General features: G+C 60.5%; 22 protein-coding genes. All 22 read left to right on the top strand.

The features are described from left to right. Positions 1–11: 11 nt before the first annotated feature. The 22 genes from EXY20_RS30735 (at position 12) to EXY20_RS30845 (ending at position 22,441) form a co-directional block, all read left to right on the top strand. A complete protein-coding gene (locus EXY20_RS30735; protein WP_135556249.1) occupies positions 12–1,220 on the top strand; it encodes an enolase C-terminal domain-like protein in 1,209 nt (402 codons plus the stop codon). A gap of 1,200 nt (positions 1,221–2,420) precedes the next feature. Next, on the top strand, positions 2,421–3,587 hold the full coding sequence (gene ltrA / locus EXY20_RS30745; protein ID WP_135556251.1) for a group II intron reverse transcriptase/maturase: 1,167 nt from the start codon (positions 2,421–2,423) through the stop codon (positions 3,585–3,587). 413 nt (positions 3,588–4,000) lie between these two features. Beyond that, the gene (hprK, locus tag EXY20_RS30750; protein ID WP_135556252.1) at positions 4,001–4,939 is read left to right on the top strand and encodes an HPr(Ser) kinase/phosphatase; all 939 of its coding nucleotides are present in this window, start codon (positions 4,001–4,003) and stop codon (positions 4,937–4,939) included. A 27-nt stretch (positions 4,940–4,966) separates the two neighbouring features. Then, positions 4,967–5,953: a prolipoprotein diacylglyceryl transferase gene (gene lgt, locus EXY20_RS30755; protein ID WP_135556253.1), complete on the top strand. Its 987-nt coding sequence runs from the start codon at positions 4,967–4,969 to the stop codon at positions 5,951–5,953. 141 nt (positions 5,954–6,094) lie between these two features. Beyond that, positions 6,095–6,748, top strand: a complete 654-nt coding sequence (gene ppaX, locus EXY20_RS30760; protein WP_135556254.1) for a pyrophosphatase PpaX — start codon at positions 6,095–6,097, stop codon at positions 6,746–6,748. Next, positions 6,745–7,293 carry an acyltransferase gene (locus EXY20_RS30765; protein ID WP_135556255.1) on the top strand — a complete coding sequence of 183 codons (549 nt, stop codon included), beginning with the start codon at positions 6,745–6,747 and terminating at the stop codon, positions 7,291–7,293. The genes ppaX and EXY20_RS30765 overlap by 4 nt, the downstream gene beginning before the upstream one ends. Continuing rightward, positions 7,290–7,922 carry an SGNH/GDSL hydrolase family protein gene (locus tag EXY20_RS30770; protein WP_135556256.1) on the top strand — a complete coding sequence of 211 codons (633 nt, stop codon included), beginning with the start codon at positions 7,290–7,292 and terminating at the stop codon, positions 7,920–7,922. Before EXY20_RS30765 ends, EXY20_RS30770 begins: the two co-directional genes overlap by 4 nt. Positions 7,923–8,102: 180 nt before the next feature. Continuing rightward, complete coding sequence (locus EXY20_RS30775) at positions 8,103–8,537, top strand: hypothetical protein (protein ID WP_135556257.1); 435 nt, start codon at positions 8,103–8,105, stop codon at positions 8,535–8,537. A gap of 189 nt (positions 8,538–8,726) precedes the next feature. Then, on the top strand, positions 8,727–9,926 hold the full coding sequence (locus EXY20_RS30780; protein WP_135556258.1) for an ATP phosphoribosyltransferase regulatory subunit: 1,200 nt from the start codon (positions 8,727–8,729) through the stop codon (positions 9,924–9,926). Between the two features lie 35 nt (positions 9,927–9,961). Further along, a complete protein-coding gene (hisG, locus tag EXY20_RS30785; protein ID WP_135556259.1) occupies positions 9,962–10,597 on the top strand; it encodes an ATP phosphoribosyltransferase in 636 nt (211 codons plus the stop codon). A gap of 35 nt (positions 10,598–10,632) precedes the next feature. Next, positions 10,633–11,910 carry a histidinol dehydrogenase gene (hisD, locus tag EXY20_RS30790; RefSeq protein ID WP_135556260.1) on the top strand — a complete coding sequence of 426 codons (1,278 nt, stop codon included), beginning with the start codon at positions 10,633–10,635 and terminating at the stop codon, positions 11,908–11,910. Between the two features lie 32 nt (positions 11,911–11,942). Next, positions 11,943–12,551, top strand: coding sequence for an imidazoleglycerol-phosphate dehydratase HisB (hisB, locus tag EXY20_RS30795; protein WP_135556261.1), 609 nt, complete (start codon positions 11,943–11,945; stop codon positions 12,549–12,551). 3 nt (positions 12,552–12,554) lie between these two features. Next, entirely contained in the window at positions 12,555–13,154 is a 600-nt protein-coding gene (gene hisH / locus EXY20_RS30800) for an imidazole glycerol phosphate synthase subunit HisH (protein WP_135556262.1), read from the top strand. 15 nt (positions 13,155–13,169) lie between these two features. Next, on the top strand, positions 13,170–13,931 hold the full coding sequence (hisA, locus tag EXY20_RS30805) for a phosphoribosylformimino-5-aminoimidazole carboxamide ribotide isomerase (protein ID WP_135556263.1): 762 nt from the start codon (positions 13,170–13,172) through the stop codon (positions 13,929–13,931). Between the two features lie 6 nt (positions 13,932–13,937). Then, on the top strand, positions 13,938–14,696 hold the full coding sequence (gene hisF / locus EXY20_RS30810; protein WP_135556264.1) for an imidazole glycerol phosphate synthase subunit HisF: 759 nt from the start codon (positions 13,938–13,940) through the stop codon (positions 14,694–14,696). Continuing rightward, positions 14,693–15,379 (top strand): bifunctional phosphoribosyl-AMP cyclohydrolase/phosphoribosyl-ATP diphosphatase HisIE, encoded by a 687-nt coding sequence (gene hisIE, locus EXY20_RS30815; protein WP_407944944.1) that lies wholly within the window; start codon positions 14,693–14,695, stop codon positions 15,377–15,379. The genes hisF and hisIE overlap by 4 nt, the downstream gene beginning before the upstream one ends. A gap of 117 nt (positions 15,380–15,496) precedes the next feature. Continuing rightward, complete coding sequence (locus tag EXY20_RS30820; RefSeq protein ID WP_135556265.1) at positions 15,497–16,444, top strand: ribose-phosphate diphosphokinase; 948 nt, start codon at positions 15,497–15,499, stop codon at positions 16,442–16,444. Positions 16,445–16,659: 215 nt separating this feature from the next. Beyond that, positions 16,660–18,417 carry a tetratricopeptide repeat protein gene (locus tag EXY20_RS30825; protein WP_135556266.1) on the top strand — a complete coding sequence of 586 codons (1,758 nt, stop codon included), beginning with the start codon at positions 16,660–16,662 and terminating at the stop codon, positions 18,415–18,417. A gap of 41 nt (positions 18,418–18,458) precedes the next feature. Then, positions 18,459–19,406, top strand: coding sequence for a thioredoxin-disulfide reductase (trxB, locus tag EXY20_RS30830; protein ID WP_135556267.1), 948 nt, complete (start codon positions 18,459–18,461; stop codon positions 19,404–19,406). Positions 19,407–19,519: 113 nt separating this feature from the next. Further along, positions 19,520–20,470, top strand: coding sequence for an ROK family glucokinase (locus EXY20_RS30835; RefSeq protein ID WP_135556268.1), 951 nt, complete (start codon positions 19,520–19,522; stop codon positions 20,468–20,470). A gap of 74 nt (positions 20,471–20,544) precedes the next feature. Continuing rightward, positions 20,545–21,432: an RNase adapter RapZ gene (gene rapZ / locus EXY20_RS30840; RefSeq protein WP_135556269.1), complete on the top strand. Its 888-nt coding sequence runs from the start codon at positions 20,545–20,547 to the stop codon at positions 21,430–21,432. A gap of 22 nt (positions 21,433–21,454) precedes the next feature. After that, the gene (locus EXY20_RS30845) at positions 21,455–22,441 is read left to right on the top strand and encodes a gluconeogenesis factor YvcK family protein (protein WP_135556270.1); all 987 of its coding nucleotides are present in this window, start codon (positions 21,455–21,457) and stop codon (positions 22,439–22,441) included. Positions 22,442–22,447 lie beyond the last annotated feature (6 nt).

Here is a 22,447-nt window from a genome sequence, read left to right on the forward strand (position 1 = left end):
GGTAGCCGCGCATGAAAATTACCCGTTACGAACTGCTCCGAATCCCGCCCAGTTGGGTGTGGATCCGCATTCACACGGACGAAGGGATCAGCGGGCTCGGCGAGCCGTTTCTCGAGGATCACGCCGATGTCGTGTCGGCGGAGGTGACCCGGCTGATGCCGCTGCTTATCGGCGAAGATCCGCGCCGCACCGGCTGGCTGTGGGACAAGATGTACAACTCGGGCTGCGGCTACCGCGGCGGCCCGATCAAGCTGAGTGCGATCAGCGGGATCGACATGGCGCTGTGGGATATCAAGGGCAAGGCGCTCGGCGCGCCCGTGTACGAGCTGCTTGGCGGCCTGTGCCGCGACAAGGTGAAGGTGTACCGCAGCTGTGCGGGTGAAGCGCCGTATACGGTGGAGCCCGGGCAGCCGTATCGGGCGGTCGGAATGCCGCCGGTATTGGGCGGCCCGGGGGAGACCGCCGACGCTCGGCCGCTGCCGGAGCGCTACGCCGACGCGGCGCGTACCCTCGTGCGCGAGTGGGGGTTCCGCTGCCTCAAGGTGCACGTCAGCTTCGCCGAAACCGTCGCGCTGGGCACTTCCGTCGCGCTGGCCGCGGATTGCTTCGCCGCCGTGCGGGATGCGGTCGGTTACGACGTCGATGTCGCCATCGACGTGCACAACCCGCATCCGAACTACGCGCTGCAGCTGGCGCGGGCGCTCGAACCGTATCGGCCGCTGTTCCTGGAGGAGCCGGTGCCGCCCGAGCGCGTCGACCTGCTGCGCCGCATCGCGGGCGGTACGACCGTGCCGGTGGCGGCCGGCGAGCGCTGGATGGGCAAGTGGGCGTTCCGCGAAGCGCTTGATGCCGGCGCGGCGGTGCTGCAGCCGGACATCGCCCATGCCGGCGGCTTCACCGAGCTGGCGAAGATCGCCGCCATGGCCGAAAGCCATTTCGCCGTCGTGGCGCCGCATTGCCCGCTGAGCCCGCTCAGCTTCGCCGCGTGCGTCCAGTTCGCCGCCGCGGCGCCGAATTTCCTCGTGCAGGAGCACAACGAGGTGAACGACTCGCGAGCGGACGGCCGGACGCTGATCGGCCGCGGCTTCTTCCGCGAGCCGTTCGCGCTGGACCAAGGCGGCTGTGTCGCGGTGCCGCGGCTGCCGGGGCTCGGCGTCGAGCTCGACGACGCCGGCATGGCGGCAATCGCGCAGCTGCCGTGGCGCGAGCAGCGGGGGTAGCGCGCTGCCGGCCGCCGGGCGCCGGAGCAATGGAAAGTGGCTGTCAATATACCGTGGACAGTGGAAATTTTTCTTAAAATCCGTCTTGTCTGCTCCGCTCCGGAGAGCGGGGGCGAAATAAGCCGGATTTTCCGCTTTATTTGCTCTGATCCGGGGGGCGGCAGCGAAATAAGCCGGATTTTAAGCTTTATTTGCTCTGATCCGGAGGGTGGCAGCGAAATAAGTCGGATTTTCCGCCTTGTTTGCTCCGCTCCGGAGGGCGGCAGCGAAATAAGTCGGATTTTCCGCTTTATTTGCTCTGATCCGGAGGGCGACAGCAAATAAGCCGGATTTTCCGTCTTATTTGCTCAGTGCGCCTCACAGTTGCACAATCTAAGTGGTTCAAATCCACTCGGTAACTTTACCCTTTAAAGTGCCGTAGCCGAAGTAGAAGTCCTACTCCAGTGGAGAGGACTGGCAGGGTGTCTCCCGCGAGGGGGAATCCGAAGGGCCTGCAGGCAAAGTCCAGCCCGGAATGCGGTGAACCAGAGGTGGCGGCGATGCGGGGTGACCCGGCTGAGAAACGGGGAAACCTATGCCAATGGGCATATCTTGCAGGAAAACAAACAAAGGGAAATGACCTGCAAGGCTCATCGACGTGATTAGGGTCAGGATGGATGGAACAGAATGTGACGATGACCGAGGGAAGTCTCGTCGTCTCCTTGACGCAAACGCGGCAAGGTAGGGGGGGTATAACCGTAGAGGGAAAGCCGAATCGATGGGCGGCGAGATGGCGGATCGTCCCGTAGTAGTGAGCAAATCCGAGCCGATGAAAGCTGGTAACAGACTGGAGGGGAAAACTCGGATGAGTATGCGCAAGCGAGGAAAAAAATCGCCGTCGCATACCCTGCTTCCACTCCAAAAGAGGGAAGACAGAGGCAAGGGGGACGTGCTTCGTCAAAGTCTGTGAGTGGACGTGAGTGGAGATCGTAAGCGCCTTAATCGAATAAGGGTAGTACCAAGAGGGTGCGTCCCGCCAATGGCGAAAGAGCGCCAACGGATGGAGGGCTACTGGCGACCTGAGTACATGACGGGCAAACGGGAGCGATTGGCAATAAGCCTAAGACGCATTTGCCCAGCCGTGGAACAAGCAAGGAATCGATCATCTGTAGCGGAAACAATACCAGCTTGGTGAGTAGCGGCAAAGGTGGTGAAACACCAATGAAACCGAAACGACGATACTACACCCTGATCGACAAAGTATACCAAATGGAGAACCTGCACGAGGCATGGCTGAGCGTGAAGAAGAATCAAGGAAGCGGCGGAATCGACGGCGTAAGTATCGCGATGTTCGAGAAGAACATCGGCAGGAACCTAAAGGAAATCCAGCGGTTACTGCAACAAAATCGGTACAAGCCTGATCCGGTGAGACGACAGTACATCGAGAAGGAAAACGGGAAGGTAAGGCCGCTGGGCATTCCCACCATCCGAGATCGCGTATGCCAGCAGGCAGTACGCCAAATCATCGAGCCGATCGTGGAGCAAGACTTCTACTACTACAGCTTTGGCTTTCGTCCCGGATATTCCGCCCACCAGGCGATACGCACGATCAGGCGAGCAAAGCGCGGCGGATACGACTATGTGGTAGACTTGGACATCATGTCCTTTTTCGACGAAATTCCGCATGACCTGCTGATGGAAAAGGTGCACGAACGAATAACCGACGGGAAAGTGCTGACGCTCATTCGCGGATGGCTTACCGCAGGAGTCATGGAAGATGGCCAGTTCCATGAAACGGAAGTCGGTTCTCCACAGGGCGGTGTTATCAGTCCGTTGCTTGCGAATCTGTACTTGAACCATTTCGACTGGGGAATGAAGGAGAAAGGATTCGCGGTGGTAAGGTACGCGGATGATGCCGTCATGCTTTGCAAAACAAAGGAGCAGGCAGAAGAAGCGTATCAGGCGGCGAGGATTCTACTGGAAGAGGAACTGCGGCTGCGAATGCACCCGGAGAAAACAAAGGTGGTGCATGTCGACGAAGGGTTCCGTTTTCTGGGATTCGACTTCTGGAAGCAGTATCTCATCTTGCCGGACGCCAAGCTAAAGAAGTACAAAGAGAAAGTCCGCCAGATTACCCGTAGGCAGCAAGGGAACAACCTCCACGAAATGATCGTCAAGCTAAATGAAGTGTCGCGAGGGTTTGGGAATTACTTTGGGATTGGGGATGTAAAGGGGAAGTTTCAGCGACTGGACGAATGGATGCGAATGAGAGTAAGAGCGTTCATGCGGAAAAAGAAGTCCAGGGTTTCAAACCGGCTCCTTCCGAACAAGACCCTGGAAGAAGCCGGGATGGTATTTTTGACAAACCTGCTCATCACACGTTTCTAATTCAGGACTGAAATGTGCAGCCCGGCGACGGGTGAAGACGACTCACTCCTGAAGATGGGGAACTGACGAAGGAAAGCCGTGTGCGGGAAATCCGCATGCACGGTTTGACGGGGAGTCCGGGGGAGTAATCCCCCGTCTTACCCTACTCTCCGAAGGGGGCTTCCTTCACAGCCGTTCGTTAAGTGCGACGGCAATGGTCATTTTGGCGAGACCTCGCGTTATCCATTTGTAATCGGCTGCCATAGAACGCGGCTTATGCATACTATTCAATTTCTCATCCCGTTTCGTTTCAGGAACAACCGGCGCCCCCCACGATCTTATTGTCTGCCGCCGCCTCCTGAGCGCTTTCGGTTGCTTTGTCGGGCCAATTGTTTTACGATGAAGTTATTGGAAAAACAAAAGGAGCACGGCACATGGCAAAAAAAGTACGGGTGGGCGACCTGGTGCAAAAGTTCGGCATGGAAGTCATCTGCGGCGAAGAGGGACTGAGGCGCGCAATCACCGTATCCGACTTGAACCGTCCGGGCATGGAAATGGCCGGTTATTTCAATTATCATCCCGCGGAGCGGGTGCAAATTCTCGGCCGCACGGAGCTGGCGTTCTTCGAAACGCTGACCGCGGCGGAACGGATCGACCGGATGACGCGGCTGTGCGAGGACGAGACGCCCTGCATTTGCATCACGCGATCGCTGCCGGTTCCGAAGGAGCTGTGCGACGCGGCGATGCACAAGCAGATCCCCGTCATCCGCAGCTCGCAGCCGACGACCTTGCTGTCCGGCCATATCACCGATTTTCTCGAGAGCAAGCTGGCGCCGTCGACGACGATTCACGGCGTGCTGGTCGATGTGTACGGCATCGGCATTCTGATCTCCGGCAGCAGCGGCATCGGCAAAAGCGAAACCGCGCTCGAGCTCGTCAAACGCGGCCACCGGCTGGTCGCGGACGACGCGGTGGAAATTCGCCAGACGGCGGAGAACGTGCTGATCGGCAACGCGCCGGAGTTGATCAAGCATTTGCTGGAAATTCGCGGCGTCGGCATCATCAACGTCATGACGCTGTTCGGGGCGGGCGCGGTGCGCAACAACGCCAAGATCAACGTCATCTGCAAGCTCGAAACGTGGCAGCAGGACAAGCAATACGATCGGCTTGGGCTCGACGAGGAAACGACGCGCATCATCGATACGGATGTGACGCTTGTGACGATTCCGGTGCGCCCCGGCCGCAACCTTGCGGTCATCATTGAAGTGGCGGCGATGAACTACCGGCTGAAGCGGATGGGCTTCAATGCGGCGCAGCAGTTTACGAACAAGCTGACCGAAACGCTCAACGAAGAGATGGACGAAATCGAATAATCCATTTTGGATGAAAGGGGTACGGGAATGACGCTGGCTTTGAATCCGATTGCATTTTCCCTTGGCGGGCTGGAAGTGCACTGGTACGGCATTATTTTGGCGTGCGGCGCGCTGGCCGGGCTGCTGCTCGCGGTGAACGAAGGCAAGCGGTACGGCATCTCGCCGGATTTCTTCATGGACTTGCTGCTCGTCGGCGTGCCGTCGGCGATCGTGTGCGCGCGGATCTACTACGTTGCGTTCCAGTGGGAAGATTACCGCAACAATTTCTGGGATGTGTTCGCCATCTGGCACGGCGGCATCGCCATCTACGGGGCGCTCATCGGCGCCGTTATCGGCGCCGTGTTCTATGCCCGGGCCAAGGGCTACAGCTTCCTGCGGATCGCCGACATAAGCGCGCCCAGCCTTCTGGCCGGCCAATTGATCGGACGCTGGGGCAATTACGTCAACCAGGAAGCGCACGGCATGCCGGTGGACGAAAGCTTCCTCCGCCATACGCTTCATTTGCCGGCCTTTATTGTGGACCAGATGAACATTCAGGGCATTTATTATCATCCGACGTTCCTTTATGAATCGTTGTGGAACGTCGTCGGCCTCCTGCTGCTGCTCTGGCTGCGCCGCAGGCCGTTCCTGCGCGCCGGCGAGCTGTTCATGGGCTATTTCATCTGGTATTCGTTCGGCCGTTTCTTCGTGGAGGGGTTGCGTACGGACAGCCTCGCGTTCACCGGACCGAATTGGCTGGCTTCGCTGCTTGACGCCATCTGGTCGCCGATGAGCCTGCTGTTCGGGGATGCGGGCAGCATGGCGTCGGGCAACATCCGGACGTCGCAGCTGCTTGCGCTGCTGCTGATCGTAGCGATGATCGCGATCATCGTCTACCGGCGCAAGGCCGGATACGCCAATGTTCGTTACTCCGATCCGATCGTCTCTTCCAAAGCGGCGGCTCCTGCAGCGGAAGCGGAGCGCGACAATGCCGAGATGTCCGTATCGGGCGAAACGGCGAACGATCCTAAATAAGGGATGGGCGGCAATGGCCGGCAGGGGATTCGTTCCCTTGCCGGCCATTGTTATCCGGCAAAAATTTTTGCGAACGCAGATGCATCGCCCGGACTCAATTGATATACTAAGGGGAAATCTGTACGAGCGAGGAGATGGCCCATGATCGAAACGGTACTGTTCGACCTCGACGGCACGATCGTCGATACGAACGAACTGATTATCGCAACATTCCTTCAAGTGCTGGAAGGAAGAAGCGATCGGACGTATACGCGCGAGGAACTGGTGCCGCACATGGGCCGGCCGCTGCTGGAGCAACTGCGTTTCTTTACGGGTCGCGAGGATGTTGCGGAGCTGGTTCCGCTGTATCGCGAGTACAACCTGGCCCGGCACGACGAACTGGTGCGCGAGTTTCCGCATGTGCGGGAAGTTGTCGCCGCTTTGCGGGAAGGCGGCACCCGGCTCGGCGTCGTTACCAGCAAGGTGCGGCTGACGACCGACAAGGGGTTGAAGTTTTGCGGGTTGTTCGACTACATGGACGCGATCGTCACGTTTGACGATGTGGACAAGCCGAAGCCCGATCCGGAAGGAATCGTCAAAGCGATGCAACTGCTTGACGCCAGCCCGGAGACGACGCTGATGGTCGGCGACAGCCAGTTCGACTTGCTCGCGGCCCAGGCGGCAGGCGTCAAGTCGGCAGGCGTGGCGTGGTCGCTCAAGGGCGAAGCGTTCCTCCGCCAATACAAGCCCGACTACATGCTTCACGATATGCGGGATTTGCTCGACATCGCCGGCGTAACGAGAGGTGCGCGGTGAGACGGACGACCCGGTACCCGGTGGAAGGCCCGAATGCGCTGTGGCAGCTGTACCGGACGGTCAGCCGGTGGAAAGCGGTGCGCAATTTTGTGTTCATCCAACTCGCCCGCTACTCGCCTTCGCTTCCGTTCAAACGGTGGATCTACCGCCGCGTGCTGGGCATGACGGTCGGCGAGCATACCGCTTTTGCGTTGATGGTGATGGTGGACGTCTTCTTCCCGGAAAAAATTTTCGTCGGCCGCAACTCGATCATCGGGTACAATACGACGATATTGGCGCATGAGTATTTGATCAAGGAGTACCGGCTCGGCGAAGTGAGGATTGGCGACAATGTGATGATCGGCGCGAACACGACGATTTTGCCGGGCGTGACGATCGGCGACAACGCGGTTGTCGGCGCCGGTTCGGTCGTGCACAAGGACGTGGCCCCGGGCAGCTTCGTGGCGGGCAATCCGCTGCAGATCATCCGTCCGGCGGCGGGTGACGGGGCAGAGGCGGGCAAAGCAAGCGGCAACCGGACGACAGGGGGAAACGAGGCGGAATGAGCGTGCTGAACACCATCGACAAGTTGAAAAATGGGGAACGTGCTTTCATCGTTTGCATCGGCGATTCGATCACGGAACAAAATTATCATCTGCGCGGCAAGCTGAACTATGTCGGCCAGTTCGCGGAGAAGCTGATCGATACATACGGACGCAAGTTCATGCTGCTGAACGCGGGCGTCAGCGGGGACACGACCTGGGGCGTGCTCGACCGGCTGGAGCGCGATGCGCTGCGGTTTCGGCCCGATCTCGTGACGGTCATGCTCGGCATGAACGATTCGACCCGGGGCGAAGCGCAGGTGGCGGCATATCGCCGCAATCTGGAGGAAATCGTCGGCCGCATCAAGGCGGCAGGCGGCGAGGCGCTGCTGCTGACGCAAAATCCGCTCGATTTCAACGTTCACGAAGGAGCCGTCGCGTCGCGCGCGAGCTACCCGCTGTATGCGCAGGCATGCCGGGAAGCGGCGATGGCGACGGGCACGCCGCTGTGCGACATCTACGAGCGATGGAACGAGGAGACCGGCGGCGCCACCAACCAGCATTTGATGCTGATGGACGACAGCATTCATCCCGGCGAGCGCGGGCATACGTTGATGGCCGGTGTGCTGATCGAATTTCTGGGCATCCGGTAAGGGAACGATTCGGGGAGTGGCGGCTGTTGCTGTCGCTCCCCTTATTGCCGGTTGCGGCAGTTGTTCAGAATGTGTTCAGCGCGGTCGGTTATGGTGAAGGTAAGGGTAGAGGCGGGTACGTGCCCGGGAAAGCGCGATCGCGAGCGACGGTGTTATTTTGCCGGATAAGAGGTGGTTGCAATGACGGGTTTCCATCCATCGAATGCGGACAACGGGAAGCGGTTGGAGCGTTATAAGAATATCCTTACGCAAGACGAACTGGAAGCGCTGCTTGCGGTTCCGGCATTCGCAGGCGGGGAGGAGCAGCCGGAGGAGGGTGCACCCGGGGAGCGCCATTCGCACGCCGCGGAAGAGACCGCTCCGCATCCGGCGACAGAGACGGCAGACAGCCATGCGGCGAAAATGCGTGACATGACGATGCTGTATTGGCAGCAGACCGTACGCGAATTGCAGCGGGAACTGGCGGAGCTGCGGGAGCGCGTGAGCAGGCTGGAGCGCTGCCAGCAGCCGGCGGAGTCCATGGCGCAAGCCGCTGCGGACGTTTCCGGGCCGACGCGGCTTGAACCGGCGCTATCGCGCGTCGAGAAACACCGCTCCTCGCGCAGGGGGCGCTAACGGAAGTAGGGAGCGGCGACTCTGAGGAGTCGTTTTTTTTGTTTGGCCGCGCACGGGATCGTGGCTGCCGCTCGCTTCCGCTCCCATTGACGGGGGCTATTCGGCGTGGTATTATTACGAATACATTCTTTATCTTGGTAGTATGGTAATATGGTAGCGGACTAAAGCGAATAGGTACAGGTGATAGCCATGTCGAAGCCAAAAGTGTTTGAAAAACCGACCGGCGTACGCGATTATTTGCCAAACGATGCGGCCAAGCTGCGGATGGTGGAGGCGCGTGTGCTGGCCTGCATGGAGAAGTGGGGCTACAGCCAGATCGTGACGCCGGCGCTTGAATTTTACGATACGGTGGGAGCGGCGAGCGCCACATCGGACAACAAGCTGTTCAAGCTGCTGGACCAGAACGGAAGGACGCTTGTGCTGCGCTCCGACATGACGGCCCCGATCGCCCGCGTCGTGGCGTCGCTGCTCAAGTCCGAGCAGCTGCCGGTGCGCTTGTCGTACCACGCCAACGTGTTCCGGGCGTTCGAGGAGGAAGCGGGACGCGAGTCGGAGTTTTACCAGACCGGCGTCGAGCTCGTCGGCGACGCATCGCCGGAAGCGGACGCCGAGGTGATTGCGCTGGCGATCGCCGCGCTGCAGGCCGCCGGCGTGCGGCAGTTCAAGATCGCGCTCGGCCATGTCGGCTTCCTGAACGGCTTGCTGGACGAAACGCTGCCGGGACGCGCCGAGGAGCAGACGCTGCTGAAGGAATGTTTGCTCAGCCGCAACTACGTCGGCTATCGGCAGCAAGTCAAACGCGTCGCTGCTGGGGCGGAAGCGCGGGGCGCGCTGGAAAGCATTTTGCGGCTGCGCGGCGGGGACGAAATTTGCGAGCAGGCGCTGACGTTGACGCAGGACCGCGTCGCGTCGGAAGCGATCCGCCACTTGTGCGCGATGTGGGACGTGCTGAAGGCGTACGGCGTCAGCGAACACGTGCTGATCGATTTGACGATGATCGGCAACTTCTCCTACTATACGGGCATGACGTTCGAAGGCTACGCCGCCGATCACGGCTTCCCGGTATGCAGCGGCGGCCGCTACGACAACTTGCTCGCCCAGTTCGGCCGCCCGGCGCCGGCTACCGGCTTCGCGCTGAAGACGAGCCGCATCCTCGAACTTGCGGATGACGGGAAGTCGGAGCCGCTCGATCGCGTGCTCGTGCTGTACGAAGCGTCGTTCCGCGACGAAGCGTTCCGCTGCGCGCGGGAGACGCGCTCCCGCGAAGGCGTCGCCGTCCTGACCCGGCGCATAACCGGGGAAGCGGAGGGAGAGCGGATGAAGGCGCTCCCCGCGGGCGGCTACGAGTTCGACGGGCAGCGCTACGGCGATATTGTTGCTTTCTATTGAAAGGTACGACTAGGCGATAAAGTGGGGTGCGGGGAATGCAACAGGTATTGAAGGTAGCCATGCCGAAAGGCCGGATCAACAAGCCGGCGATCAAGCTGTTCCAAAGCGCGGGCTACCCGCTGCCGGACGATTTGGACGATTCGCGCAAACTGATCATCTCGGTGCCGGACGCGAAGATGGAGTTCATTATGGCCAAACCGGTCGACGTGGCGACGTACGTGGAATACGGCGTGGCGGATATCGGCATCGTCGGCAAGGACGTGCTGATGGAAGACAGCCGCGACGTTTACGAGCTGCTGGATCTCGGCATCGCGCGCTGCCGGATGTCGGTCATCGGCCTGCCCGACTGGTCGCCGGTCATGCATCCGCGCGTGGCGACGAAGTATCCGAACGTCGCTTCCCGCTATTTTCGCGAGCGCGGGCAGCAGGTGGAGGTCATCAAGCTGAACGGCTCGATCGAGCTGGCGCCGCTGATCGGCTTGGCCGACCGCATCGTCGACATGGTTGAAACGGGGCGGACGCTGGTCGAGAACGGGCTGGTCGAGCAGGAGCAAATATTCGCGATTACGAGCCGGCTGATCGCCAACCGCGTCAGCTACCGGATGAAGAACGACGCCATTCAGCTGCTGTGCGACCGGCTGGCGGCGGAAATCGGCGAAGACGCGCTGTAAAACGGGCGTTTGGACTAAGAAAGGGGGCATGACCCATGCGCATTATGGAAGCGGCGCAATTCTCGATCAAGCGCGAAGCGGAATACGGCTCGCCGGAGCAGAACGCGGCGGTGCAAACGATCATCGCGCAGGTGCGCCAGGGCGGCGACGCCGCGCTGTGTGCGCTGTCGAAGGAGTTCGACCGCGTCGACGTGGAGGAGCTGCGCATCCCGCAGCAGGAAATCGACGCGGCTTACAACAAAGTGGACGCCGCCTTCCTTGCGGCGATTCGCGAGGCGGCGGCGAACATCCGCGCCTTTCACGAGAAGCAGAAGCGCGTCTCGTGGATGGACGCGCAGCCGGACGGCACGGTGCTCGGGCAAGTGATCCGCCCGCTGCGCCGCATCGGCATTTACGTGCCCGGCGGCAAAGCGGCGTACCCGTCGTCGGTGCTCATGAACGCGATTCCGGCGCAAGTCGCCGGCGTGCCGGAAATCGTGATGGTGACTCCGCCGGCAACCGCAGGGGAAGCGGGCGTCAACCCGTACATCCTCGTGGCCGCTGCGGAAGTCGGCATCCGCGAAATTTACCGCGTCGGCGGCGCGCAAGCGGTGGCGGCGCTGGCGTACGGCACGGAGTCGATCGCGCCGGTCGACAAAATCGTCGGCCCCGGCAACATCTACGTGGCGCTCGCCAAACGCTACGTCTACGGCACCGTGGCGATCGACAGCATCGCCGGGCCGAGCGAAATCGTCGTGCTCGCCGACGATACGGCCGAGCCGGCCTATGTGGCGGCCGACCTGCTGTCGCAAGCGGAGCACGACGAAATGGCGTCGGCGGTGCTTGTAACGACGTCGGCGCAGCTGGCGGAGCAAGTGCGCCGCGAAGTGGAGCGCCAGCTCGAGGCGCTGCCGCGCAAGGCGATCGCCGCGCAGTCGATTCGCGACTACGGCGCGATTCTGACCGTGGCGAGTCTGGCGGAAGGCATCGATGTGGTGAATCGGCTGGCGCCGGAGCATCTCGAGCTGATGATCGCGGACCCGTGGACGCATCTCGGGCGGATCGAAAACGCCGGGGCGATTTTTCTCGGGCCGTACAGCTCGGAGCCGGTGGGCGATTACTTCGCCGGGCCGAACCACATTCTGCCGACGAACGGCACGGCGCGGTTCTCGTCGCCGCTGTCGGTCGACGATTTCGTCAAGAAGTCGAGCGTCATTGCGTACAGCAAGGAAGCGCTGCTCGCGAACGGCGGCAAAATCGTCGCGCTGGCGCAGCACGAAGGGCTGCAGGCGCACGCGAACGCGATCCAGGTGCGGCTCGACCGGGAAAACTGATTCGCATCACTACTATTTTAGGGGGCCAACCAATGGCAGGCGACAACGAACAGCAGCGCACGGGCAGCATCGCGCGGCGGACGAACGAAACGGACATCAAGCTGACGCTGAACGTGGACGGCACGGGCATTTCCGAAATCGAATCGGATGTCGGTTTTCTCAATCACATGCTCGATTTGTTCACGAAGCACGGCCAATTCGACTTGAAGGTCGACGCGCGCGGCGACGTCGAAATCGACGATCACCACACGGTTGAGGACATCGGCATTTGCCTCGGCCACGCGCTCCGCGAAGCGCTCGGCGACAAGCGCGGCATCAAGCGGTACGCGAGCGTGTTCGTGCCGATGGACGAAGCGCTGGCGCAAGTGGTTGTCGATATCAGCAACCGGCCGCATTTTGAGCTGAAGGGCGTCGAATTCCCGGCCGCGTCGGTCGGCAGTCTGACGGTCGAGCTCGTGCACGAGTTTCTGTGGAAGCTGGCGCTCGAAGCGCGCATCACGCTGCACGTCATCGTGCATTACGGCCGCAATACGCATCACATGATCGAGGCGGTGTTCAAGGCGCTCGGCCGCGCGCTGGACGAAGCGACGTCGATCGACCCCCGGGTGAAAGGCGTGCCGTCGACGAAAGGAGTGCTGTAACCGTTGATCGCGATTATCGACTACGGCATGGGCAATTTGCACAGCGTGAGCAAAGCGGTCGAGCGGCTCGGACGTGTTGCGCTCGTCACAAGCGACGAGGCGCAGATCGCCGCCGCGGACGGCGCGATTCTGCCCGGCGTCGGCGCGTTCGGCGACGCGATGGGCTACTTGCGCGAGACCGGCTTGCGCGAAGCGACGCTGCGCTACGCGGCGTCGGGCAAGCCGCTGCTCGGCATCTGCCTCGGCATGCAGCTGCTGTTCGCAAGCAGCGAGGAGCATGGCCGGCACGACGGACTTGGCCTTCTGCCGGGCGAGGTAGTAAGGTTCCAGGGCAGCTACAAGGTGCCGCACATGGGCTGGAACAAGCTGAGCTTCCATCAGCCGAGCCCGCTGTTCGAAGGGCTGGAGGAAGGGCATGTCTACTTCGTCCATTCGTACCATGCGAAGCCGGAGCGCGACAGCGATCTGCTGGCGACGACCGATTATTTTCAGCAGGTGACGGCGATTGTCGGGCGGGACAACGTATACGGCATGCAGTTCCATCCGGAAAAAAGCGGCGAGCTCGGCATGCGTCTGCTCGGCAATTTCCTGAGATTAACTTAATGAGGGCAACCCACGATGAAATTCAGACCGTGCATTGACATCCATCAAGGCAAAGTGAAACAAATCGTCGGTTCGACGCTGCAGCCGGACGCCAGCAAGGTCGTCGAGAACTTCGTCGCCGCGCAAGGGCCGGGCTATTTTGCGGCGATGTATCGGGAGGACGGCCTGACCGGCGGCCATATCGTCATGCTCGGCGGCGGCAACGAAGAAGCGGCGGCGGAAGCGCTGCGCGCCTATCCGGGCGGGCTGCAGATCGGCGGGGGCATCAACGCCGGCAACGCGGCGAACTATCTTGAGCTTGGCGCGTCGCACGTCATTGTGACGTCGGCGATTTTTCGCGACGGGCAGCTGCATATGGACGAACTGCTGAAGCTGGTCGCCGAAGCCGGCAAGGAGCGGCTCGTGATCGACCTCAGCTGCAAGGAGAAGGACGGCCGCTACTACGTCGTCACGAACCAGTGGCGCACGTTCAGCGATGTGGAAGTGAACGCGGCGAATATCGTCGAGCTGGAGTCGTACTGCAGCGAGTTTCTGATCCACGCCGTCGATGTCGAAGGCAAGCGCGAAGGAGTGCAGGAGCGGCTGGCCGAGCAGCTGGCGGCCTGGACGTCGATCCCGACGACGTACGCGGGCGGGGCGCGTTCGCTTGCCGATCTGGAGCGGTTCCGCGCCATTACCGGCGGCCGGCTCGACATTACGATCGGCAGCGCGCTCGATATTTTCGGCGGGCAGCTGCCTTACCGCGACGTGATCGCATACTGCAAGAAAGGAGGGTAATCGACTATGCTGTGCAAACGTATTGTGCCTTGTCTCGACGTCAAGGACGGCCGCGTCGTCAAAGGCGTCAACTTCGTCAACCTGCGCGATGCCGGCGACCCGGTCGAGCTGGCGGCGCTGTATGACCGCGAGCATGCCGACGAGTTGGTGTTTCTCGACATCTCGGCTTCCGTCGAAGGGCGGGCGACGATGGTGGAGGTTGTGCGCCGCACGGCCGGCGAAATTACGATCCCGTTCACCGTCGGCGGCGGCATCGCCAGTGTCGACGATATGAAGCGGCTGCTGCGCGCCGGCGCCGACAAGATCGGCATCAACACCGCCGCGGTGCAGAACCCGCAGCTGGTGGCGGACGGAGCGGCGAAGTTCGGCAACCAGTGCATTGTTGTGGCTATCGACGCCCGCTATAATGAAGCGTGGGGCGAATGGGAAGTCTACACGCACGGCGGCAGGCGCGGCACCGGCATCAAGGCGCTCGAATGGGCGCAGCGCGTCGAAGCGCTGGGCGCGGGCGAAATTTTGCTCACGAGCATGGATACCGACGGCACGAAGGACGGCTTCGATTTGCCGTTGACGCGGGCCGTAACGGACCTGCTGTCCATCCCCGTGATCGCGTCGGGCGGAGCGGGAACGGCGGAGCACTTCTACGACGTCTTCACGCAAGGCGGCGCCGACGCCGGGCTTGCGGCAACCATTTTCCATTATAAAGAGCTGTCGGTGCAGGGCGTAAAAGAAGCATTGAAACGCAAAGGGGTGGAAATCCGTTGAATATATCGACGAACGGGCAACAACTGACGCTGGAGCAAGCCGTGGAGGCGATCCGCTGGAATGCGGACGGCCTGGTGGCGGCCGTGGTGCAGGACGCTGTCAGCAAAGACGTGCTGATGATGGCGTACATGAACCGCGAATCGCTGGCGCGCACGGCGGAAACCGGGGAAACCTGGTTCTGGAGCCGCTCGCGCGGCGAATTGTGGCACAAGGGGGCGACGTCGGGCAACATACAGCGGGTACAGGCGATGGCACTCGATTGCGATGGAGACACGCTGCTGGTGAAAGTGGTTCCGGCGGGACCGGCCTGCCACAACGGCACCTATACGTGTTTCACGAACGCGGTGGAGCTGCCGAACCGGGCGAACGCCGCGGCGGCCGAAGCGAATCCGGACCGGTTCGCAATGCTGTCGACGCTCGAGTCGGTGATCGCGCAGCGCGAGGCCGAGCGGCCGGAAGGCGCGTACACGACGTACCTGTTCGAGAAGGGTGTCGACAAAATTCTCAAGAAGGTCGGCGAAGAAACGGCCGAAACGATCATCGCCGCCAAAAACAAGGACAATGACGAGCTTCGCTACGAAGCGAGCGATCTCATTTTCCATCTGCTGGTTCTGCTTCGCGAGCGGAAGCTGCCGCTTGACGAACTGATGGCGGAACTCGGCAGACGCCACAACAAAAAATAGTCGGGCTTTTGAAATATTCGGGTCCCACGGTATAATAAGAATTGACAAAACTCGGGTCCGCTCGCACACCGTTTACGACACGCACCCTACGGGGGCATAAGCCCAGGAGGTTCATCCATGTCCGGTCAGTTCAAAATTTTCGCCGGCTCGTCCAACCCGCGGCTGGCGGAACGCATTTGCCGCTCGCTCGGCCAGCCGCTCGGCAAGATCAAGCTGTCGCGCTTCAAGAGCGGCGAACACTACTGCTGCTTCGACGAGTCGGTCCGCAACTGCGACGTCTTCCTCGTGCAGACGTTCTCGCACCCGATCAACGAGCATTTCGTCGAACTGCTCGTCATGATGGACGCGGCGAAGCGCGCATCGGCCCGGACGATCAACCTGATTATCCCGTATTACGGCTATTCCCGCCAGGAGCGCAAAGCGGCGCCCCGGGAGCCGATTTCGGCGAAGATGGTGGCAGACGTGCTGACGACGGCGGGAGCGAACCGCGTCATTACGCTCGATTTGCATGCGCCGGCGATTCAGGGCTTCTTCAATATCCCGGTCGACCATTTGACGGCGCTCGATCTGATCAGCGACTACATCAAGCGCAAAAATATCGAAAACCCGGTCGTTGTCTCCCCCGACGCAGGCGGCGTTACGCGGGCGGAGAATCTTGGCAATATTTTGCATGCGCCGATCGCGCTTATGTTCAAGAAGCGCTACGTGCATAACGAAGCGGTCGTGACGCACGTTATCGGCGAAGTGGAAGGGCGAACGCCGATCATTTTCGAAGATTTGATCGACACCGGCACGACGATCGTCAACGTGGTCGAAAGCCTGAAGGAACGCGGCGCGAACGACATTTACATCTGCGCCACGCACCCGGTATTCTCCGGTCCTGCGCTGCAGCGGCTCGACCACCCGAACATCAAGGAAGTCGTCATCACCGACTCGATTGCGATTCCGGAAGACCGTTCGCCGCGCTTCCAGGTGCTTTCCGTCGACGAACTGCTGTCCGATTCGGTTCGCATTATTATGCAGGGCGGTTCGATCAGCTCTCTGTTCAAATACGGCGGCGTGTGATCGGGCTGTGCCATCCGCTGTATCGGTTCCGGCCGGGCGCCTTGCGCCGCGGCCGTATTCCGCGTTGGGCGGCATAGCGCCGCAAGGGGTGCGGACCGGGCCCGGAGGAATGGGACAAATCGCCTGCAAATGTCTTTCGTGCTTTTCCCGCAACTATGATATACTTTTGTTCAAGCAGATTCCTGCATGATAAGCACCGGAGGTGTAAGGCTCAAGTGGAAAAGAAGAAGCGTGTGGTTGCCGGGCAGCAAGCCAACATAATCGCGGTCACGATGGATGCCACGTTCTTTTTCGAAAGAGCCGTCCGGTCTTTGGATCGGCTTCATTACGACAAGGCGCTCAAGTATTTTCGCCGCGCGGCCGATTACGAGCCGGACAATCCGGTCAATCACTGCAACCTCGCCGGCATCTTGTCGGAGATGGGCAATTACGAGGAATCGAACCGCGTGCTGCAGCACATTCTCGACAGCGTCGACACGGCGATGACGGAATGTTACTTTTATATGGCGAACAACTACGCCAACATGGAAGAGTTCGAAGCGGCCGAGAAGGCGATCGTCAGCTACCTGGAGAAAGATCCGAACGGCCAGTTTCTCGAGGAATCGGAGGAACTGATCGAACTGCTCGGGTATGAGCTGGAACGGCCGACGAAGCTGACGACGATCAAATGCCGCGAAGGTTTCTTCGAGCACGACAAGGCGCGTTCGCTGCTGGAGGAAGGACGTTTCGCCGAAGCGGTGCGCATCCTGCAGCGGCTGGTGAAGAAGCATCCCGACTTCATGGCGGCGCGCAACAACCTGGCGCTTGCCCACTACTATATGGGCCAGTTCGAGCGGGCGATGGAGACGATCCGCCAGGTGCTGGAGCTGGAGCCTGGCAATTTGCACGCGTTGTGCAATTTGGCGATATTCTATCAGCATATGGGCGCGGAGCAGGAGCTGGCCGGCCAACTGTCGCTGCTGCGCAAGATGTACCCGTTTCAACAGGACCAGGTATTCAAGCTGGCGACGACGATGGGGATTCTCGGCGAACACGAAGGCGCGTATCGGCTGTTCCGCCGGCTGACGAAGGCGGGCGACGCCTCGCTCGACCCGTGTTTGTACCATTATACGGCCGTTTCGGCCTACAACACGGGACGCAATGCCGAAGCGCAGCGGCTGTGGCAGACGACATGCAAGCTCGATCCGGACTCCGACATTCCGCGGTTTTATTTGAGCCAGATGCAGGAGGCGCAGCAGAACGGCGGCCAGGCGACGATCAGCTATCATTATCATCTGCCGTTCGAAGAGCAGTTCCGCCTGCTGGAGAAGTCGGCCGACGGCATTCCCGACCACATGAAGCGCGATCCGCTCGTGCGTTCGTCGTTTTTCTGGGCGCTGCGTCACGGCGATCTGGAGACGAAGCTGCAGGTGGTGCAGGCGTTCGGGGTCATCGCCGACAGCGAAGTGGAAGACGCGCTGCGCGACCTGTTGATCGATCCGAAGGAAGACGATTATTTGAAAAAGGTGGCGTTTTTCGTCCTGCGCAGCATCGGCGTCGACGGGCCGCTGCCGGTGCTGATGGAAGGGAAGCAGTCGGTAGTCAGCTCGATGCCGTTTTCGCCTAACTTGCCGGTATGGGAGCAGCAGTGGCAGAAGGTGCTGGAGCTGGCGCTGCGGCACATGCAGAAGCGCTACGACATGATTCAGCAGCACGATCTCGAAACGCTCTGGGTCGAATATTTGAGCCGGGTGTATCCGCATGTCCAGAAGATCAACAAGATCGAAGGCTGGGCCGCGGCGCTCGAATATTTGACCGCGAAGATGCATCGCCGCGCGATCTCCTACGAGGAAGTGGCGACGCGTTACGCCATCTCGATCGGCACCGTCAGCAAAAACGTCAAGCTGATCGACGAGGCATGCCGGCTCAAGGAGAAGATGGACGCGATTTTTCCCAAGTTTGCCAGCGCCGTCAAGCAGAGCGGCGAATCATAGAGCGCTCGATACCGTACTATATTCAACAGGAGGGATACCAAATGTACAAATCTATCGTCATCGGAACCGGGCCGTCCGGCTTAACGGCGGCTATCTACCTGGCACGCGCCAATTTGCAGCCGCTCGTCATCGAAGGTCCCGAACCTGGCGGCCAGCTCACGACCACAACCGAAGTCGAAAACTTCCCCGGCTTCCCCGAAGGCATCATGGGGCCCGAGCTGATGGACAATATGCGCAAGCAAGCGGAACGGTTCGGCGCCCAATTCAAGACCGGCTGGGTGAACAAGGTCGATTTGTCTCAGCGTCCGTTCAAGCTGAGCGTCGAAGGACACGGCGAACTCGAAACGGAGTCGCTGATTATTTCGACGGGCGCGTCGGCGAAGCTGCTGGGCATCGGCAACGAGAAGGACAACATCGGCCGCGGCGTCAGCACTTGCGCGACGTGCGACGGCTTCTTCTTCCGCGGCAAAAAGATCATCGTTGTCGGCGGCGGCGATTCGGCGATGGAGGAAGCGCACTTCCTGACGAAGTTCGCTACCGAAGTGCGTGTCGTTCACCGCAGGAACGAGCTGCGCGCCTCCAAAATCATGCAGGACCGCGCGCGGGAGAACGGCAAAATCACCTGGAGCCTGAACCAGACGCCGCTCGAGGTGGTCTCCGGCGACAGAGGCGTTACCGGGCTGAAGGTGAAAGACAACGCCACGGGAAAAGAAGAGATTATCGAAACGGACGGCATCTTTGTCGCCATCGGCCATACGCCGAATACGAAGTTTCTGGACGGTCAACTGCAGACGGACGAAACCGGCTATTTGATCGTCAAACCGGGCACGACCGAAACGAACATTCCGGGCGTCTTCGCTTGCGGCGACGTGCAGGATCAGAAGTACCGCCAGGCGATTACCGCCGCGGGCAGCGGCTGCATGGCCGCGCTGGACTGCGAGAAGTTTCTCGAAGGCATGCCGGTTCACGACTGGAGCCAGGCGTTGTAAGTCGGCTTCACCAACCCGAAAGAAAAGCTTCAGGGGCCTTGCCCGTCGTTAGCGCGGGTCGGGTCCCTTTGTAAGAGAGGCAAGTTGAATCCATTGTTGAGGTGACAGGAGAAATGTCGGGTAATATTTACATTGGCGTCGATATGGGCGGCACCGCGATCAAGGTCGGCATTTGCGACGAATCGGGCAAGTTGCTTCACACATACGAAGGGGCAACCGGAACGGAGTTCGGTTCGGACGAAGTGCTGGACCGCATGGCCAAGTATGTGCGCAAAATCGTCGATGATTCGCCGTTCGAATGGGATCAAGTGGCTGGCATCGGCGCCGGCATTGCCGGGTTTCTGGACATTCCGCAAGGGTTCGTCAAGCTGTCGGCGAATTTGGGCTGGCGCAACGTGCCGGTGAAGCAAATTCTCGAGCAGAAGCTTGGCAAGCCGGTCACCATCGACAACGATGCCAACGTAGCGGCGCTCGGCGAAGCGTGGAGCGGCGCCGGCGCGGGCATTCCGAATGTCGTCTGCTACACGCTGGGCACCGGGGTAGGCGGCGGCATCATCATCAACGGAAAAATTTATCAAGGATTCAATGGCATGGCGGGCGAGCTCGGTCACCTGCAGATCGTGCCGGACCTGGAAGCGATCGGCTGCGGCTGCGGCCAATCCGGCTGCCTCGAAACGGTCTCGTCGGCGACGGGCATCATTCGGATGGCTAATGACGCGGTGGAGCGCGGTGACAAAACGACGCTGTCGCTGGTCAGCGAGCCGATCACGGCGAAGCATGTGTTCGACGAAGCAAGGTCGGGCGACGAGGTGTCGATGCGCATCGTCAACCGCGCTGCTTATTACCTCGGCCGCTCGATGGCGATGCTGGCGGTAATCGTGAACCCGCAGCGGTTCATCCTCGGCGGCGGCGTGTCCAAGGCGGGCGAAATCCTGTTCCAGCCGATTCGCGAGAACTTCAAGAAATATGCGCCGGAAGCCGCGCAGGAAGGCGTCGAGATCGTTCCCGCGGTGCTGGGCAACGATGCCGGCGTCGTCGGTGCGGCCGGCTTGAATTTGCATTAGGGCGTGACCGTGACCGTGCGATACCCGGAATAAGCTTCGCAAGATGAGGCGTCACTTTGTGGGGTGAACGAAGAATGGAAGAGCGCCATACGATCGCGAAAGTGGTTATCATTACGGGAATGTCGGGAGCGGGGAAAACGATTGCCGTGCAGAGCCTGGAAGATTTGGGGTTCTTCTGCGTCGACAACCTCCCCCCTGTGCTCATCCCCAAGTTCGCCGAGCTGATCGCCCAGTCGAACGGCAAAATAGGCAAAGTTGCGCTCGTCATCGACTTGCGCGGTCGCGAGTTTTTCACCGCATTTTCGGAATCGCTGCGCTACATCCAGGACAACTACTCGCTTTCCTACGAAATCTTATTCCTCGATGCGACCGATTCCGTGCTGGTGCAGCGCTACAAGGAAAGCCGGCGGCGCCATCCGCTCGCTCCGGACGGCGCGCCGCTCGAAGGCATCCTGCAGGAACGCAAGCTGCTGGAGGAGCTGAAAGGACTGGCGACGCAGGAAATCGACACCAGCCACCTGAAGCCGGCCCAGCTGAAGGAGAAAATTATCGCACGGTTCCATCACTTGCAGGAAGGGACCTTGTCGCTTAATGTCATCTCCTTCGGCTTCAAATACGGCATTCCAATCGACGCCGATCTTATTTTCGACGTACGGTTTTTGCCGAATCCGCACTATGTCGACAGCTTGCGGCCGAACACTGGCCAAGATCCCGACGTATATGATTATGTGATGAAGTGGAGCGAAACGCAGGAGTTTCTGGCGAAGCTGCTCGATATGCTGCATTTTTTGATTCCGCAGTACATCAAGGAAGGCAAAAGCCAAGTCGTGCTGGGCATCGGCTGCACCGGGGGCAAACACCGCTCCGTGGCGATCGCCGAATATTTGGGGAGGGCGATGGGCGACAGCGAAACCGAATCGGTCCGCGTCACCCACCGCGACGCCGAACGCGACCGCAGATGACAAGCCGCGAAGACGGGAGAGGATGAGCTTGGAACTGCAGGAACGCGATTTGCCGCGCATTGTCGTCATCGGCGGCGGTACGGGTCTTTCGGTCATGCTCCGCGGGTTGAAGGAGAAGCCTGTCGATATTACCGCGATTGTGACCGTTGCCGACGACGGGGGCAGTTCCGGCATTTTGCGATCGGAGCTGCAGATTCCGCCGCCGGGCGACATCCGCAATGTGCTGATTGCGCTGGCCGACGTCGAACCGATGCTGTCGCGCATGCTGCAGCACCGGTTTCAGACGGGCAACGGTTTGGCCGGCCACAGTCTGGGTAACCTGATTCTGGCGGCGATGAAGGAGATTACCGGCGACTTTGTGCTCGGAATCCGCGAGCTGAGCCGGGTGTTGGCCGTGCGCGGCAGCGTATTGCCGGCGACGAACCATTCCATCGTCCTCAAGGCGCTGATGGAAGACGGCACGATGGTGGAAGGCGAGTCGAAAATTCCGCAGGCCGGAGGCAAAATCAAGCGGGTGTTCATCGAACCCGCCCATGCCGAGCCGCTGCCGGAAGCGATTGAAGCGATTCGCCAGGCGGATGCGATCCTGGTCGGTCCGGGCAGCCTGTACACGAGCATCATTCCGAACCTGCTCGTCGGCGGCGTGGCCGAGGCGGTGACCGAATCGGATGCGGTGAAAATTTTTATTTGCAACGTGATGACCCAGCCGGGCGAAACCGACAACTATTCGGTCAGCGACCATCTGCAGGCGGTGTACGACCATGTCGGCAGCCATCTGTTCGACTACGTCATCGTCAACGACGGCGAAATTCCGCCGCAGGTGCAGCTGAAATATGCGGAGAAAGGCGCCAAAGCGGTGCACCTCGATCTGGAGGAAGTGACCCGCCGCGGCTATCGCGTCATTGCCGACAAGCTGGTGCTGTTCCGCACCTATCTCCGGCACGATGCGGCCAAGCTCAGCGAACATATTTACCGGTTGGTGGAAAGCTGGATGTCGAAGAAGAGGTGATTCGCC

Origin of the sequence: Paenibacillus cymbidii (genome assembly GCF_004764705.1) — a bacterium.
GTDB classification, from domain to species: domain Bacteria; phylum Bacillota; class Bacilli; order Paenibacillales; family NBRC-103111; genus Paenibacillus_AN; species Paenibacillus_AN cymbidii.

What these genes read in the sequence shown, in the direction of transcription:
- ppaX (WP_135556254.1), top strand. Translation starts at nt 6,095, where the DNA reads ATGATCGAAACGGTACTGTTCGACCTCGACGGCACGATCGTCGATACG.
- ltrA (WP_135556251.1), top strand. Translation starts at nt 2,421, where the DNA reads ATGAAACCGAAACGACGATACTACACCCTGATCGACAAAGTATACCAA.
- EXY20_RS30780 (WP_135556258.1), top strand. Translation starts at nt 8,727, where the DNA reads ATGTCGAAGCCAAAAGTGTTTGAAAAACCGACCGGCGTACGCGATTAT.
- EXY20_RS30820 (WP_135556265.1), top strand. Translation starts at nt 15,497, where the DNA reads ATGTCCGGTCAGTTCAAAATTTTCGCCGGCTCGTCCAACCCGCGGCTG.
- rapZ (WP_135556269.1), top strand. Translation starts at nt 20,545, where the DNA reads ATGGAAGAGCGCCATACGATCGCGAAAGTGGTTATCATTACGGGAATG.
- hisD (WP_135556260.1), top strand. Translation starts at nt 10,633, where the DNA reads ATGCGCATTATGGAAGCGGCGCAATTCTCGATCAAGCGCGAAGCGGAA.
- hisG (WP_135556259.1), top strand. Translation starts at nt 9,962, where the DNA reads ATGCAACAGGTATTGAAGGTAGCCATGCCGAAAGGCCGGATCAACAAG.
- hisA (WP_135556263.1), top strand. Translation starts at nt 13,170, where the DNA reads ATGAAATTCAGACCGTGCATTGACATCCATCAAGGCAAAGTGAAACAA.
- EXY20_RS30770 (WP_135556256.1), top strand. Translation starts at nt 7,290, where the DNA reads ATGAGCGTGCTGAACACCATCGACAAGTTGAAAAATGGGGAACGTGCT.
- hprK (WP_135556252.1), top strand. Translation starts at nt 4,001, where the DNA reads ATGGCAAAAAAAGTACGGGTGGGCGACCTGGTGCAAAAGTTCGGCATG.
- EXY20_RS30775 (WP_135556257.1), top strand. Translation starts at nt 8,103, where the DNA reads ATGACGGGTTTCCATCCATCGAATGCGGACAACGGGAAGCGGTTGGAG.
- hisB (WP_135556261.1), top strand. Translation starts at nt 11,943, where the DNA reads ATGGCAGGCGACAACGAACAGCAGCGCACGGGCAGCATCGCGCGGCGG.
- EXY20_RS30835 (WP_135556268.1), top strand. Translation starts at nt 19,520, where the DNA reads ATGTCGGGTAATATTTACATTGGCGTCGATATGGGCGGCACCGCGATC.
- EXY20_RS30845 (WP_135556270.1), top strand. Translation starts at nt 21,455, where the DNA reads ATGAGCTTGGAACTGCAGGAACGCGATTTGCCGCGCATTGTCGTCATC.
- EXY20_RS30735 (WP_135556249.1), top strand. Translation starts at nt 12, where the DNA reads ATGAAAATTACCCGTTACGAACTGCTCCGAATCCCGCCCAGTTGGGTG.
- trxB (WP_135556267.1), top strand. Translation starts at nt 18,459, where the DNA reads ATGTACAAATCTATCGTCATCGGAACCGGGCCGTCCGGCTTAACGGCG.
- lgt (WP_135556253.1), top strand. Translation starts at nt 4,967, where the DNA reads ATGACGCTGGCTTTGAATCCGATTGCATTTTCCCTTGGCGGGCTGGAA.
- hisF (WP_135556264.1), top strand. Translation starts at nt 13,938, where the DNA reads ATGCTGTGCAAACGTATTGTGCCTTGTCTCGACGTCAAGGACGGCCGC.